The organism is Streptomyces sp. NPDC053541 (assembly GCF_044544705.1).
Taxonomy (GTDB): Bacteria; Actinomycetota; Actinomycetes; order Streptomycetales; family Streptomycetaceae; genus Streptomyces.
The window spans coordinates 347582-360869 of the sequence record NZ_JBITXM010000001.1; the positions used below are offsets into that span (position 1 = coordinate 347582).

Genomic DNA, 13288 nt, shown 5'->3' on the forward strand with positions numbered 1-13288 from the left:
GCTCCGGCCGTACGACACAAGGTGAGGCGAACGCCAGTGACCCGCGCAACCCTGGACAAGCAGCCGCACGAAGTCGCCTCGATGTTCGACGACGTCGCCGCGAACTACGACCTCACCAACGACGTGCTCTCGCTCGGCCAGGACCGCCGCTGGCGCAAGGAGGTCGCCCGGGCGGTCGACGCGCGCCCCGCGCAGAAGATCCTCGACCTGGCCGCCGGCACCGCCACCTCGTCGCAGCCCTTCGCGCGCGCCGGGGCCTACGTCGTGCCCTGCGACTTCTCCCTCGGCATGCTGCGGGTCGGCAAGAAGAACCACCCGTGGATGCCGTTCACGGCCGGCGACGGCACCAGGCTGCCCTTCAAGGACGACGTCTTCGACGCCGTCACCATCTCCTTCGGCCTGCGCAACATCCAGGACACCGACCAGGCCCTGCGCGAGCTGTACCGGGTGACGAAGCCCGGCGGCCGGGTCGTCATCTGCGAGTTCTCGCACGCCACCTGGGCGCCCTTCCGCACGGTGTACGAGGAGTACCTGATGCGCGCGCTGCCGCCGATCGCGCGCGCCGTCTCGTCCAACCCCGACGCGTACGTGTACCTCGCCGAGTCCATCCAGTCCTGGCCCGAGCAGCCGGAGCTGGCGGCGATGATGCAGAAGGCCGGCTGGTCGAAGGTGGCCTGGCGCAACCTCAGCGGCGGCATCGTCGCCCTGCACCGCGGCTTCAAGGCCTAGGTCCAGACGGGCCCGAGGCCCCCGCAATAGACTTTCCCCGCCCTTCGCTTGTCCTTCCCCGTCCACTTCCTCGACCTTCGGGAGACCCCGCCGTGACCGAGCAGACCCTCTCCGAGCACAGCGCGGACGTGATCGTCGTCGGGGCTGGCCCGGCCGGCTCGACCACCGCGTACTACCTGGCCAAGGCGGGGCTCGACGTCCTGCTCCTGGAGAAGACCGCGTTCCCGCGCGAGAAGGTCTGCGGCGACGGGCTCACCCCCCGCGCCACCAAGCAGCTGGTGTCGATGGGCATCGACATCTCCGAGGAGGCCGGCTGGCTGCGCAACAAGGGCCTGCGGATCATCGGCGGCGGCGTGCGCCTCCAGCTCGACTGGCCGGACCTCGCCTCCTACCCCGACTACGGACTCGTCCGCAAGCGCGACGACTTCGACGAGATGCTGGCCCGGCAGGCCCAGAAGGCGGGCGCCCGCCTGTACGAGCGCTGCAACGTCAGCGGCCCCGTCGTCGACGACCGCACCGGGCGGATCACCGGCGTGCACGCCAAGCTCGGCGAGGAGAAGCGCGAGGTCACCTTCCACGCGCCGCTCGTCGTCGCCGCCGACGGCAACTCCACCCGGCTGTCCCTCGCGATGGGCCTGCACCGGCGCGAGGACCGCCCGATGGGCGTCGCCGTCCGCACCTACTTCACCACCCCCCGGCACCAGGACGACTACCTGGAGTCCTGGCTGGAGCTGTGGGACCGGCGCGGCCCGCAGGACCGCCTCCTGCCCGGCTACGGCTGGATCTTCGGCATGGGCGACGGCACCTCCAACGTCGGCCTCGGCATCCTCGACTCCTCCAAGGCCTTCCGCGAGCTGGACTGGCGCGAGGTCCTCAAGGCCTGGTGCGCCTCCATGCCGGAGGACTGGGGCTTCACCCCGGACAACATGACGACGCCGATCCGCGGCGCCGCCCTGCCGATGGCCTTCAACCGCCAGCCGCACTACACCAAGGGCCTGCTGCTCGTCGGTGACGCCGGCGGCCTGGTCAACCCGTTCAACGGCGAGGGCATCGCCTACGCGATGGAGTCCGGCCAGATCGCCGCCGACGTCATCGTCCAGGCGCACGCCCGGGCCACCCCCGCCCAGCGCGAACTGGCCCTGCGCAACTACCCGCAGATCCTCAAGGACACCTACGGCGGCTACTACACGCTCGGCCGCGCCTTCGTGAAGCTCATCGGCAACCCGAAGATCATGAAGATCGCGACCCAGCGCGGTCTGACCCACCCGCTGCTGATGAAGTTCACCCTCAAGATGCTGGCCAACCTCACCGACCCGACCGGCGGCGACGCGATGGACCGCATCATCAACGGCCTCTCGAAGGTGGCCCCGAAGGCGTGAACGAGCGCCGGTAGGCGGTCGGGGACACCCCGACCGCCCGGGTGAAGTGGCGGCGCAGGTTCGCCGCCGAGCCCAGGCCGCTCGCCTCGCCGACCCGCTCCACCGGCAGGTCGGTCGACTCCAGCAGGGCCCGCGCCCGCGCCACCCGCTGGTCGAGCAGCCACCGCAGCGGGGTGGTGCCGTGCACCTCGCGCACCCGCCGGTGGAAGGTGCGCGGGCTCATCAGGGCGCGCCGGGCCAGCCCGTCCACCGTCAGCGGCTCGTCGAGGTGCTCCAGGGCCCACTGGAGCACCCGCCCGAGCGGGTCGTCCGGGTCGGCGGGCAGCGGCGCCGGCACGAACTGCGGCCGGTCGCCTGACCGGTGCGGGCCGACGACCAGCCGGTCGGCGAGCGCGCCCGCGACGGCCGCCCCGAGGTCCTTCCGCACGAGGTGCAGGCACAGGTCGAGGCCGGCCGCCGCGCCCGCGCAGGTCAGCACCCGGCCCCCGTCGGTGTAGAGCACGGAGGCGTCGACGGTGACCCGCGGATGGCGGGCCGCGAGGGAGGGCGCGTAGGCGCGGTGGACCACGGCCCGGTGGCCGTCGAGCAGCCCGGCCGCCGCGAGCACGAAGGCCCCGGTGCACATGGACACCATGCGCGCCCCGGACGCGTACGCCTCCCGCAGCGCCGCGACGAGCTCGCCGGGCACCTCCTGCCGGCCGTCGGCCATCGCCTCCGGCGCCGACGGCACGACGACGGTGTCCGCGCCCGCGAGGGCGTCCAGGCCGTGCACCCCGTGCGGGGCCGGTCCGATCACCCGCAGCTCGTACCAGGGATCGGCCAGGTCCGCGTGCGAGGGGCCGAACACCATGGAGACGGTGGACAGTTCGTACAGGTCGTACGGGGAGATCAGGCCCTCCTCGTCGGGGACGAGGACGACGGCGACGACTCCGGTGGGCATGTCCCGAGCCTATGGCAGGAAGCGTGCGCCGGGCGGCAGTCCTGCTCCTGTCGGCCGGATTCCGCCGCTGGGAGCGTGGAACCCATGAGCGAGACGAACACCACCACCACGCACACCACCGCCACCACGGGTGCCACCCTCGACGCCGGCAAGCAGCCCGTCACCGTCATCGGCCTCGGCCGCATGGGCACGGCCCTCGCCGCCGCCTTCCTGGCCGCCGGGCACCCCACCACCGTCTTCAACCGCAGCCCCGAGAAGGCCGGTCCGCTGGTCGCCCGGGGCGCCCGCCGGGCCGCCACGGTCGCCGAGGCGGTCGCGGCGAGCGAGCTCGTCGTGGTCTGCGTCCTGGACTACCCGACGGTCCGCGCCCTCCTCGACCCCGTCGCCGGCGCGCTGCGCGGCCGGGTCGTGGTCAACCTGACCTCCGGCTCGCCCGAGCAGGCCCGCGCGGAGGCCGAGTGGGCCGCCGGGCACGGCATCGGCTACCTCGACGGCGGGATCATGACGACCCCGCCCGGCATCGGCGACAGCGCCCACATGATCCTGTACGCGGGCGGAGCCGGCCTCCTGGACGCCCACCGGGCGACCCTCGCCGTCCTCGGCGACCCGGTGGACCTCGGCACGGACGCCGGCCTCGCCTCGCTGTACGACGCGGGGCTGCTCGGCCTCATGTGGTCGGTGTTCGGCGGCTGGCTGCACGGCACCGCGCTGACCGGGGCCGACGGCGTGCCGGCCGGGGAGTTCACGGCCCTCGCGGTGCGCTGGCTCCGCACGGTCGCCGGGTTCCTCGGCGCCTATGCCGGCCAGATCGACGCGGGGGAGTACCCGGGTGACGACGCCACCATCGACATCCAGGTCGCGGGCATCGAGCACCTGCTGCACGCCGCCGAGGCGCGGGGCGTCGACAACCGGCTGCCGGAGCTGCACCTGGCGATGATGCGGGAGGCGGTGGCGGCCGGGCACGGCTCCGACTCGTACGCCCGGATCATCGAGGCATTCCGGAAGTAACGCCTCGATCCGTCGCATGCCCGTACAAGCCCGAAGGGCCGTCGCTCCCCCGAGGAGTGACGGCCCTTCGACGCGAACGGGGCGGGATCAGAGGATCCGCACGGCGCCCGACGGCGGGTCCCAGTCCAGGTCGCGCTCGACGACACCGGTCGACGGGTTCTGCGCGCCGACGTACTTGCCGCCGCCGACGTAGATCGCGACGTGGTACGAGCCGCTGCGCGAGCCCCAGTAGAGGATGTCGCCCGGCTGGAGGTTGCTCAGGGAGACCGAGGTGCCCATGCTCGACTGGTCGTACGAGATGCGGGGCAGGTCGATGCCGGCCTGGCGGTAGGCGGCCTGGACGAGGCCGGAGCAGTCCCACGAGTTGGGGCCGGTGCCGCCGGACACGTAGGCGTCGCCGACCTGGGCCTTGGCGAAGGCCACGATCGCGGCGGCGGAGCCGGTGGCGACCTGGGAGCTGCTGGAGGACGAGGAGCCCACGGAGTCCGAGGAGGACGTGGCCTTCGCCGAGAGGGTCGTACGGGCCGCGGCGCGGGAGGCGCGCTCCTGGGCCTCGGCGCGGGCCTTCTCGGCCTTCTCCGCCTCGGCCTTGCGGTCGGCCTCCGCCTTCGCCTTCTTGGCGTCCTTGGCGGCCTTCTCCAGCGCGGCCTTCTCCTGGGCGGCGAGGCTCTGGTCCAGGGCCTCCTGCTGGCTCGCCTCGGCGGAGGCGGAGACGGCGCTGGCGAGGTCGGTGCCGAGGGAGCCCAGGGTGGGCATCTCCAGGGTCTTCTCGGTCAGCGGCTCGGCGTTCGCCGGGGCGGCGGCGCCGGCCACCGCGATGGTGCTGAGGACGCCACCGGCAACTCCGGCGCGGAGCGCGAGCTTCGAGGCGCTCTGGCGGGGCTTCCGGTGGCTACGTATGGGAGCGGTCTGGGACATGGGAACAACCGCTATCAGGGCTTCAGGGTTCCCTTCAAGAAACGTGGGTTGCGCCACAGATACGTTCGGAACCCTCGAATCCGCTTCTTCCGCACCCTTATTGACGCCGTAACGGGCAAATCGGGCAGCGGTCAATGGGGCCTTGATCATGGGTTTTCAAGGAAACGTCCGAATTGCCCGCCACTTACCACCTCTTCACGTCGATGGCCAAGCCCCGTTCTTCCAGTGAGGCTGTGAGTGTGGTGCAGGTCACATCGGCGCTCGTGAACGCGCGCACGTGTCCACCCGCGTCCGCGCGGCCCCCCGACCGGGCGATGGCCGGATCCTTTATCACTCGTACGCGTCCCACCGCCAATTTGCCTGTAGGCCCCATCGCTTGATAGTGCAACACCCCCTCCGACCAGCGATTTCCGGTGTGGATGTCACATCTGGTGATCACCTGGGCGCTTCGCGTGGCAAGATCACCGCTCATCCGACTTCATGATCCTTCGTCAGGTGGTGGAGATCACAAAGTCCTTGGCGCACCCCGTGTCGCAGATCACAGAGAGGCGGGCTTAAGATACGCGGACGTCGGGCTTGTGAACTGCCTCACATGTGAGCGATCTTCCGCGACTCGCGATGCGGTGAGGACTCCGCGACTCCGACGGTGCGGTCCAACGGTCAAGGACGACTGGAAGGAGCGAGGAGCGTGAATGCGTACGCGCCCATCCTCGTGCTCGGTGCCCTGGGAGCGGGGTTTGCGATCTTCTCCGTGGTCATGGCCACGCTTATCGGGCCAAAGAGGTACAACCGGGCAAAACTTGAGGCGTACGAGTGCGGCATCGAGCCGACGCCGACGCCGGCCGGGGGCGGTCGCTTCCCGATCAAGTACTACCTGACGGCGATGCTCTTCATCGTCTTCGACATCGAGATCGTCTTCCTCTACCCCTGGGCCGTCACCTTCGACGCCCTGGGGCTTTTCGGGCTCGTGGAGATGCTGCTCTTCGTGCTCACCGTCTTCGTCGCCTACGCGTACGTGTGGCGGCGCGGCGGCCTGGAATGGGACTGAGGGGCTGAGGAGCACCCATGGGACTCGAAGAGAAGCTGCCGAGCGGTTTCCTGCTGACGACCGTCGAACAGGCCGCGGGCTGGGTCCGGAAGGCCTCCGTCTTCCCGGCGACCTTCGGCCTCGCCTGCTGCGCCATCGAGATGATGACGACCGGCGCCGGCCGCTACGACCTGGCCCGGTTCGGCATGGAGGTCTTCCGCGGCTCCCCGCGCCAGGCAGACCTGATGATCGTGGCGGGCCGGGTGAGCCAGAAGATGGCGCCGGTGCTGCGGCAGGTCTACGACCAGATGCCGAACCCGAAGTGGGTCATCTCGATGGGCGTGTGCGCCTCGTCGGGCGGCATGTTCAACAACTACGCGATCGTGCAGGGCGTGGACCACATCGTCCCGGTCGACATCTACCTGCCCGGCTGCCCGCCCCGCCCCGAGATGCTGATGGACGCGATCCTCAAGCTCCACCAGAAGATCCAGGGCTCCAAGCTCGGCGTGAACGCGAAGGAAGCGGCCCGCGAGGCGGAGGAGGCGGCGCTGAAGGCGCTGCCGACGATCGAGATGAAGGGTCTGCTCCGGTGAGCGACGCACGCGCGGCCGCCGGGCCGCAGATGACGACGATGCGCGCGCCTCTGCGCAGCGCGGGCGGAGAAGCGAAGAGGTCTGCAGCGTGAGCGACGAGACACCCAACCCCGAGAAGGAGCTCAGCGCCCAGAACCTGCCGGGTCAGCGCGGGGAGCACGGCGAGGAGGTCCGCGTCCAGCGCGGCATGTTCGGTGCCGAGAACGGCGGCGACACCTCCGGCTACGGCGGCCTGGTCCGCTCGATCCGGCTCCCCGGTCCGGCCTCGCGCCCGTACGGCGGCTGGTTCGACGAGGTCGCCGACGAGCTGGAAGGCGCCCTGGAGGAGCAGGGCCTGGTGCCCGGGAACGCCATCGAGAAGACGGTCGTCGACCGCGGCGAGCTCACCTTCCACATCGCGCGCGAGCACCTCGTCCGGGTGGCCCGCACCCTGCGCGACGACCCGGCGCTGCGCTTCGAGCTGTGCACGGGCGTCTCCGGCGTCCACTACCCGGGCGACAAGGGCCGCGAGCTGCACGCGGTCTATCACCTGCGTTCGCTCACCCACGGCCGGCTGATCCGCCTGGAGGTCTCGGCGCCGGACGCCGAGCCGCGGATCCCGTCGCTCGTCCCGGTCTATCCGACCAACGACTGGCACGAGCGCGAGACCTACGACTTCTTCGGCATCGTCTTCGACGGCCACCCCGCCCTGACCCGGATCATGATGCCGGACGACTGGCAGGGCCACCCGCAGCGCAAGGACTACCCCCTCGGCGGCATCGCCGTCGAGTACAAGGGCGCCCAGATCCCGGCTCCGGACCAGCGGAGGTCGTACTCGTGAACACCGCATCGAACCCCCGCGAAACGACCGAGGGCAGCGTCTACACGGTCACCGGCGGCGACTGGGACGAGATCGTGCAGTCGGCGGCCAAGGCGGACGACGAGCGCATCGTCGTCAACATGGGCCCCCAGCACCCGTCCACCCACGGCGTGCTCCGGCTCATCCTCGAGATCGACGGCGAGACCGTCACCGAGGCCCGCTGCGGCATCGGCTACCTGCACACCGGCATCGAGAAGAACCTCGAGTTCCGGACCTGGACGCAGGGCACCACCTTCGTCACGCGCATGGACTACCTCACCTCGTTCTACAACGAGACGGCGTACTGCCTCGGCGTGGAGAAGCTGCTCGGCATCACCGACCAGGTCCCGGACCGGGCGAGCGTCATCCGGGTGCTGCTCATGGAGCTCAACCGGCTCTCCTCGCACCTGGTGTGCATCGCCACCGGCGGCATGGAGCTCGGCGCCACCACGATCATGATCTACGGCTTCCGGGACCGCGAGATGATCCTGGACCTGTACGAGCTGATCACCGGCCTGCGCATGAACCACGCGTTCATCCGCCCCGGCGGCCTGGCGCAGGACCTGCCGCCCGGCGCGGTCGACGCGGTGCGCGAGTTCGTGAAGACCATGAAGAAGAACCTGCCGGAGTACGACAAGCTCGCCACCGGCAACCCCATCTTCAAGGCCCGCATGCAGGACGTCGGCTACCTCGACCTCACCGGCTGCATGGCGCTCGGCGCGACGGGGCCGATCCTGCGCTCCGCGGGCCTCCCGCACGACCTGCGCAAGACCGACCCGTACTGCGGCTACGAGAACTACGACTTCGAGGTCCCGACCGCCGACAGCTGCGACGCCTACGGGCGCTTCCTGGTCCGCCTGGAGGAGATGCGGCAGTCGCTGCGGATCGTCGAGCAGTGCCTCGACCGGCTGGAGCCCGGACCGGTCATGGTCGGCGACAAGAAGATCGCCTGGCCCGCGCAGCTGGCCCTCGGCCCCGACGGCCTCGGCAACTCCCTCGACCACATCAAGAAGATCATGGGCACCTCCATGGAGGCCCTGATCCACCACTTCAAGCTGGTCACCGAGGGCTTCCGGGTCCCCGCCGGGCAGGCGTACGCGGCGGTCGAGTCGCCCAAGGGCGAACTCGGCGCGCACGTCGTCTCCGACGGCGGCACCCGCCCCTACCGGGTCCACTTCCGCGACCCGTCCTTCACCAACCTGCAGGCCATGGCCGCGATGTGCGAGGGCGGCCAGGTCGCCGACGTCATCGTGGCCGTCGCCTCCATCGACCCCGTGATGGGAGGTGTCGACCGATGACCGACGGACAGATCAGCCTCGGCATGCCCCAGCTGCCCGCACCCGAGTACCCGGCCGACGTCCGGGCCCGACTGGAGGCCGACGCGCGGGCGATCATCGCCCGCTACCCGGACTCCCGCTCCGCGCTCCTGCCGATGCTGCACCTCGTGCAGTCGGAGGAGGGCCACGTGACCCGTACCGGCATGCAGTTCTGCGCCGACGTGCTCGGCCTGACCACCGCCGAGGTCACCGCGGTCGCCACCTTCTACACGATGTACCGGCGCAAGCCGTCCGGCGACTACCAGGTCGGGGTCTGCACCAACACGCTGTGCGCGGTCATGGGCGGCGACGCCATCTTCGAGGAGCTCAAGGAGCACCTCGGCGTCGGCAACGACGAGACCACGCCCGACGGCAAGGTCACCCTCGAACACATCGAGTGCAACGCGGCCTGCGACTTCGCACCGGTCGTGATGGTCAACTGGGAGTTCTTCGACAACCAGACGCCCGAGTCCGCCAAGCGGCTCGTGGACGACCTGATCGCCGGGCGGCCCGTGTCGCCGACCCGCGGCGCGCCCCTGTGCACCTTCAAGGAGACCGCCCGCATCCTGGCGGGCTTCCCCGACGAGCGCGAGGGGGCCGTCGAGGCCTCCGGAGGGGCCGGCCCGGCCTCGCTCGTCGGGCTGCGGCTGGCCAAGGGCGAGACCCCGCACCACAAGATCGTCCACCCCCGCGGCGCATCGGCCAGTGGGGAGGGGGAGTGATGACCTTGGCAGCCGAGATCAACAACAGCAGCCCCGAGAAGCTGCTCTCACCCGTCCTGTCGGCCTTCTGGGACCAGCCCGACTCCTGGACCCTGGAGACCTACCGGCGGCACGAGGGCTACGAGGGCCTGCGCAAGGCGCTCGCGATGTCGCCCGACGACCTCATCGCGTACGTGAAGGACTCCGGTCTGCGCGGACGCGGCGGCGCCGGCTTCCCGACCGGCATGAAGTGGCAGTTCATCCCGCAGGGCGACGGCAAGCCGCACTACCTCGTCGTCAACGCCGACGAGTCCGAGCCGGGCACCTGCAAGGACATCCCGCTGCTCTTCGCCAACCCGCACTCGCTCATCGAGGGCATCGTGATCGCCTGCTACGCGATCCGCTCCAGCCACGCCTTCATCTATCTGCGCGGCGAGGTCGTGCCGGTGCTGCGCCGCCTGCACCACGCGGTGAAGGAGGCCTACGAGGCGGGCTACCTCGGCCGGAACGTCCTCGGCAGCGGCCTGGACCTCGAACTCACCGTGCACGCGGGCGCCGGCGCGTACATCTGCGGCGAGGAGACCGCGCTGCTCGACTCGCTGGAGGGCCGCCGCGGCCAGCCCCGGCTGCGTCCCCCCTTCCCCGCGGTCGCCGGTCTGTACGCGTGCCCCACCGTGGTGAACAACGTCGAGTCCATCGCCTCGGTTCCCGCGATCCTCAACCGCGGCAAGGACTGGTTCACCTCGATGGGCAGCGAGAAGTCCCCGGGCTTCACGCTCTACTCGCTCAGCGGCCACGTCGCCTCGCCCGGCCAGTACGAGGCCCCGCTCGGCATCACGCTGCGCCAGCTGCTCGACATGAGCGGCGGGATGCGGCCCGGGCACCGGCTCAAGTTCTGGACCCCGGGCGGCTCGTCCACCCCGATGTTCACCGACGAACACCTCGACGTCCCGCTCGACTACGAGGGCGTCGGCGCCGCCGGCTCCATGCTCGGCACCAAGGCGCTGCAGTGCTTCGACGAGACCACCTGCGTGGTCCGCGCCGTCACCCGCTGGACCGAGTTCTACGCCCACGAGTCCTGCGGCAAGTGCACCCCCTGCCGCGAGGGCACCTACTGGCTGGTCCAGCTGCTCCGCGACATCGAGGCCGGCAAGGGCGTCATGTCCGACCTCGACAAGCTGAACGACATCGCCGACAACATCAACGGCAAGTCCTTCTGCGCCCTCGGCGACGGCGCCGCCTCGCCGATCTTCTCCTCGCTGAAGTACTTCCGCGAGGAGTACGAGCGGCACATCACGGGCCAGGGCTGCCCCTTCGACCCCGCCAAGTCCACCGCCTGGGCGGACAAGCACCGGGAGGTGAACGCATGACGGACCAGGATGCGGTCACGCTGACCATCGACGGCATCGAGATCTCCGTCCCCAAGGGGACCCTGGTCATCCGGGCCGCCGAGCAGCTCGGCATCGAGATCCCGCGCTTCTGCGACCACCCGCTGCTCGACCCGGCCGGCGCCTGCCGCCAGTGCATCGTCGAGGTCGAGGGCCAGCGCAAGCCGATGGCCTCCTGCACCATCACCTGCACCGACGGCATGGTGGTCCGGTCGCAGCTGACCAGCCCGGTCGCCGAGAAGGCCCAGCACGGCGTGATGGAGCTGCTGCTCATCAACCACCCGCTGGACTGCCCGGTCTGCGACAAGGGCGGCGAGTGCCCGCTGCAGAACCAGGCGATGTCCCACGGCCAGGCCGACTCCCGCTTCGAGGGGAAGAAGCGCACCTACGAGAAGCCGGTCGCGATCTCCACCCAGGTGCTGCTCGACCGCGAGCGCTGCGTGCTGTGCGCGCGCTGCACCCGCTTCTCCAACCAGGTCGCCGGCGACCCGATGATCGAGCTCATCGAGCGCGGCGCGCTCCAGCAGGTCGGCACCGGCGAGGGCGACCCCTTCGAGTCGTACTTCTCCGGGAACACCATCCAGATCTGCCCGGTCGGCGCGCTCACCTCCGCCGCCTACCGCTTCCGCTCCCGCCCCTTCGACCTGGTGTCCTCGCCGAGCGTGTGCGAGCACTGCGCCGGCGGCTGCGCGACCCGCACCGACCACCGGCGCGGCAAGGTCATGCGGCGGCTCGCGGCCGAGGACCCCGAGGTCAACGAGGAGTGGATCTGCGACAAGGGGCGGTTCGCGTTCCGGTACGCGCAGCAGCGCGACCGGCTCACGACGCCGCTGGTGCGCAACGAGGCCGGCGTCCTCGAACCGGCGTCCTGGCCCGAGGCCCTGGAGGCCGCCGCCCGGGGCCTCGTGCGCGGGCGCACCGGCGTCCTGACCGGCGGCCGGCTGACGGTCGAGGACTCCTACGCGTACGCCAAGTTCGCCCGGGTCGCCCTCGACACCAACGACGTCGACTTCCGGGCCCGCGTCCACTCCGGCGAGGAGGCCGACTTCCTGGCCTCGGTCGTCGCCGGACGCGGCCACGACCTGGACGGCTCGGGCGTCACCTACCGCTCCCTGGAGGCGGCCCCGGCGGTGCTCCTGGTCGGCCTGGAGGCCGAGGAGGAGGCGCCCGGCGTCTTCCTGAAGCTCCGCAAGTCCTGGCGCAAGCGCGGCCAGCGCACCTTCGCGGTCGCCTCGCACGCCACCCGCGGCCTGGAGAAGGCGGGCGGCACGCTGCTGCCCGCCGCGCCCGGCACCGAGACCGAGTGGCTCGACGCCCTCACCTCCCGGGTCGGCCTCTCCGCGGACGGCCTGGCGGCCGCCGAGGCGCTGCGCGAGGAAGGCGCCGTGATCGCGGTCGGCGAGCGGCTCGCCGGCGTGCCCGGCGCGCTCACCGCCGCCGTCCGGGCCGCCACCGCGACCGGCGCCCGCCTGGTGTGGATCCCGCGCCGGGCCGGCGAGCGGGGCGCCGTCGAGACCGGCGCCGTGCCCGCCCTGCTGCCCGGCGGCCGGCCCGCGACCGACCCCCGCGCGCGTGAGGAGGTCGCCGCCGTCTGGGGCGTCCGCGAACTCCCGCACGGCTACGGCCGCGACACCGGCCAGATCGTCGAGGCCGCCGCCACCGGCGAGCTCGCCGCGCTGCTCGTCGGCGGCGTGGACGTCGACGACCTGCCGGACCCGGCGCGCGCGCGTGAGGCCCTCGACGCGGCCTTCGTCGTCTCCCTGGAGCTGCGCCCCGGCGCCGTCACCGAGCGGGCCGACGTGGTCCTGCCGGTCGCGGCGGTCGCCGAGAAGGCCGGAACCTTCCTCAACTGGGAGGGCCGCGCCCGCTCCTTCGAGGCCGCGCTGAAGCCCGAGCAGATGACCAGGGCCCTGGCCCCGACCGACGCGCGCGTGCTGCACATGCTGGCCGACGCGCTGGACGTCCACCTCGGGCTGCCCGACCTGCGGTCGATCCGGGGCGAGCTGGACCGGCTCGCCGGCTGGACCGGCGAACGGGCCACCGAGCCGGCCGAGCCCGGCCAGCCCGCCGCCCGCCCCGGCGAGGGCGAGGCGATCCTCGCCGGACACCGGCTGCTGCTCGACCTCGGCCGGCTCCAGGAGGGCGACGAGGCGCTGGCCGGCACCCGGCACGCCGCCGTCGCCCGGCTGTCCGCCGACACCGCCGCCGACACCGGCGTCAAGGACGGCGACCTGCTCGAGGTCACCGGCCCGTCCGGTGCGGTGAGCTTCCCGCTGGCCGTCACCGAGATGCCCGACCGGGTGGTCTGGCTGCCGCTGAACTCCGCGGGCCACGGCGTCCTCGCCGACACCGGCGCCCGCCCCGGCGACCCGGTCCGGATCGGCCCGGCCACCACCACGAAGGAGGTGCAGGCGTGAGCTCCGGCGTGAACACCCTGCTCGCCGCCGAGGA

At 71.6% G+C, this 13288-nt stretch carries 12 protein-coding genes; 10 read left to right on the forward strand and 2 right to left on the reverse strand.

The features are described from left to right. Nucleotides 1-36: 36 nt before the first annotated feature. Together ACIGW2_RS01795 and ACIGW2_RS01800 are read left to right on the forward strand one after the other, a co-directional pair. Complete coding sequence (locus ACIGW2_RS01795) at nt 37-729, forward strand: demethylmenaquinone methyltransferase (protein ID WP_391653276.1); 693 nt, start codon at nt 37-39, stop codon at nt 727-729. A gap of 92 nt (nt 730-821) precedes the next feature. Continuing rightward, nucleotides 822-2108 carry a geranylgeranyl reductase family protein gene (locus ACIGW2_RS01800; RefSeq protein ID WP_361574913.1) on the forward strand — a complete coding sequence of 429 codons (1287 nt, stop codon included), beginning with the start codon at nt 822-824 and terminating at the stop codon, nt 2106-2108. On the opposite strand, the gene ACIGW2_RS01805 is transcribed toward ACIGW2_RS01800, so the two are convergent. After that, nucleotides 2074-3048 carry a GlxA family transcriptional regulator gene (locus tag ACIGW2_RS01805; RefSeq protein WP_391653275.1) on the reverse strand — a complete coding sequence of 325 codons (975 nt, stop codon included), beginning with the start codon at nt 3046-3048 and terminating at the stop codon, nt 2074-2076. The two genes, ACIGW2_RS01800 and ACIGW2_RS01805, sit on opposite strands and share 35 nt — an antisense overlap. Nucleotides 3049-3132: 84 nt before the next feature. Between ACIGW2_RS01805 and ACIGW2_RS01810 the strand changes: the two genes are divergently transcribed. Then, on the forward strand, nt 3133-4056 hold the full coding sequence (locus ACIGW2_RS01810) for an NAD(P)-dependent oxidoreductase (protein WP_391653274.1): 924 nt from the start codon (nt 3133-3135) through the stop codon (nt 4054-4056). 87 nt (nt 4057-4143) lie between these two features. Here ACIGW2_RS01810 and ACIGW2_RS01815 read toward each other — a convergent pair whose 3' ends face one another. After that, entirely contained in the window at nt 4144-4974 is an 831-nt protein-coding gene (locus ACIGW2_RS01815) for a C40 family peptidase (RefSeq protein WP_391653273.1), read from the reverse strand. Between the two features lie 688 nt (nt 4975-5662). Between ACIGW2_RS01815 and ACIGW2_RS01820 the strand changes: the two genes are divergently transcribed. From ACIGW2_RS01820 to ACIGW2_RS01850, 7 genes are all read left to right on the forward strand, one after another. After that, a complete protein-coding gene (locus tag ACIGW2_RS01820) occupies nt 5663-6022 on the forward strand; it encodes an NADH-quinone oxidoreductase subunit A (protein ID WP_030494815.1) in 360 nt (119 codons plus the stop codon). A gap of 17 nt (nt 6023-6039) precedes the next feature. Next, nucleotides 6040-6594 carry an NADH-quinone oxidoreductase subunit B family protein gene (locus ACIGW2_RS01825; RefSeq protein ID WP_265863904.1) on the forward strand — a complete coding sequence of 185 codons (555 nt, stop codon included), beginning with the start codon at nt 6040-6042 and terminating at the stop codon, nt 6592-6594. 88 nt (nt 6595-6682) lie between these two features. Continuing rightward, the gene (locus tag ACIGW2_RS01830) at nt 6683-7414 is read left to right on the forward strand and encodes an NADH-quinone oxidoreductase subunit C (RefSeq protein ID WP_391653272.1); all 732 of its coding nucleotides are present in this window, start codon (nt 6683-6685) and stop codon (nt 7412-7414) included. Further along, nucleotides 7411-8730, forward strand: a complete 1320-nt coding sequence (locus ACIGW2_RS01835; protein WP_399840563.1) for an NADH-quinone oxidoreductase subunit D — start codon at nt 7411-7413, stop codon at nt 8728-8730. Before ACIGW2_RS01830 ends, ACIGW2_RS01835 begins: the two co-directional genes overlap by 4 nt. Continuing rightward, on the forward strand, nt 8727-9470 hold the full coding sequence (gene nuoE, locus ACIGW2_RS01840) for an NADH-quinone oxidoreductase subunit NuoE (RefSeq protein WP_391653268.1): 744 nt from the start codon (nt 8727-8729) through the stop codon (nt 9468-9470). The genes ACIGW2_RS01835 and nuoE overlap by 4 nt, the downstream gene beginning before the upstream one ends. Continuing rightward, nucleotides 9470-10819, forward strand: coding sequence for an NADH-quinone oxidoreductase subunit NuoF (gene nuoF, locus ACIGW2_RS01845; RefSeq protein ID WP_391653266.1), 1350 nt, complete (start codon nt 9470-9472; stop codon nt 10817-10819). Before nuoE ends, nuoF begins: the two co-directional genes overlap by 1 nt. Next, a complete protein-coding gene (locus tag ACIGW2_RS01850; protein ID WP_399840565.1) occupies nt 10816-13254 on the forward strand; it encodes an NADH-quinone oxidoreductase subunit G in 2439 nt (812 codons plus the stop codon). Before nuoF ends, ACIGW2_RS01850 begins: the two co-directional genes overlap by 4 nt. Nucleotides 13255-13288: the final 34 nt, after the last annotated feature.

Excerpts from the sequence above, each read along its gene's own strand:
- nuoE (WP_391653268.1), top strand. The coding sequence starts at position 8,727 with ATGACCGACGGACAGATCAGCCTCGGCATGCCCCAGCTGCCCGCACCC.
- nuoF (WP_391653266.1), top strand. The coding sequence starts at position 9,470 with ATGACCTTGGCAGCCGAGATCAACAACAGCAGCCCCGAGAAGCTGCTC.
- ACIGW2_RS01815 (WP_391653273.1), bottom strand. The coding sequence starts at position 4,974 with ATGTCCCAGACCGCTCCCATACGTAGCCACCGGAAGCCCCGCCAGAGC.
- ACIGW2_RS01810 (WP_391653274.1), top strand. The coding sequence starts at position 3,133 with ATGAGCGAGACGAACACCACCACCACGCACACCACCGCCACCACGGGT.
- ACIGW2_RS01825 (WP_265863904.1), top strand. The coding sequence starts at position 6,040 with ATGGGACTCGAAGAGAAGCTGCCGAGCGGTTTCCTGCTGACGACCGTC.
- ACIGW2_RS01805 (WP_391653275.1), bottom strand. The coding sequence starts at position 3,048 with ATGCCCACCGGAGTCGTCGCCGTCGTCCTCGTCCCCGACGAGGAGGGC.
- ACIGW2_RS01850 (WP_399840565.1), top strand. The coding sequence starts at position 10,816 with ATGACGGACCAGGATGCGGTCACGCTGACCATCGACGGCATCGAGATC.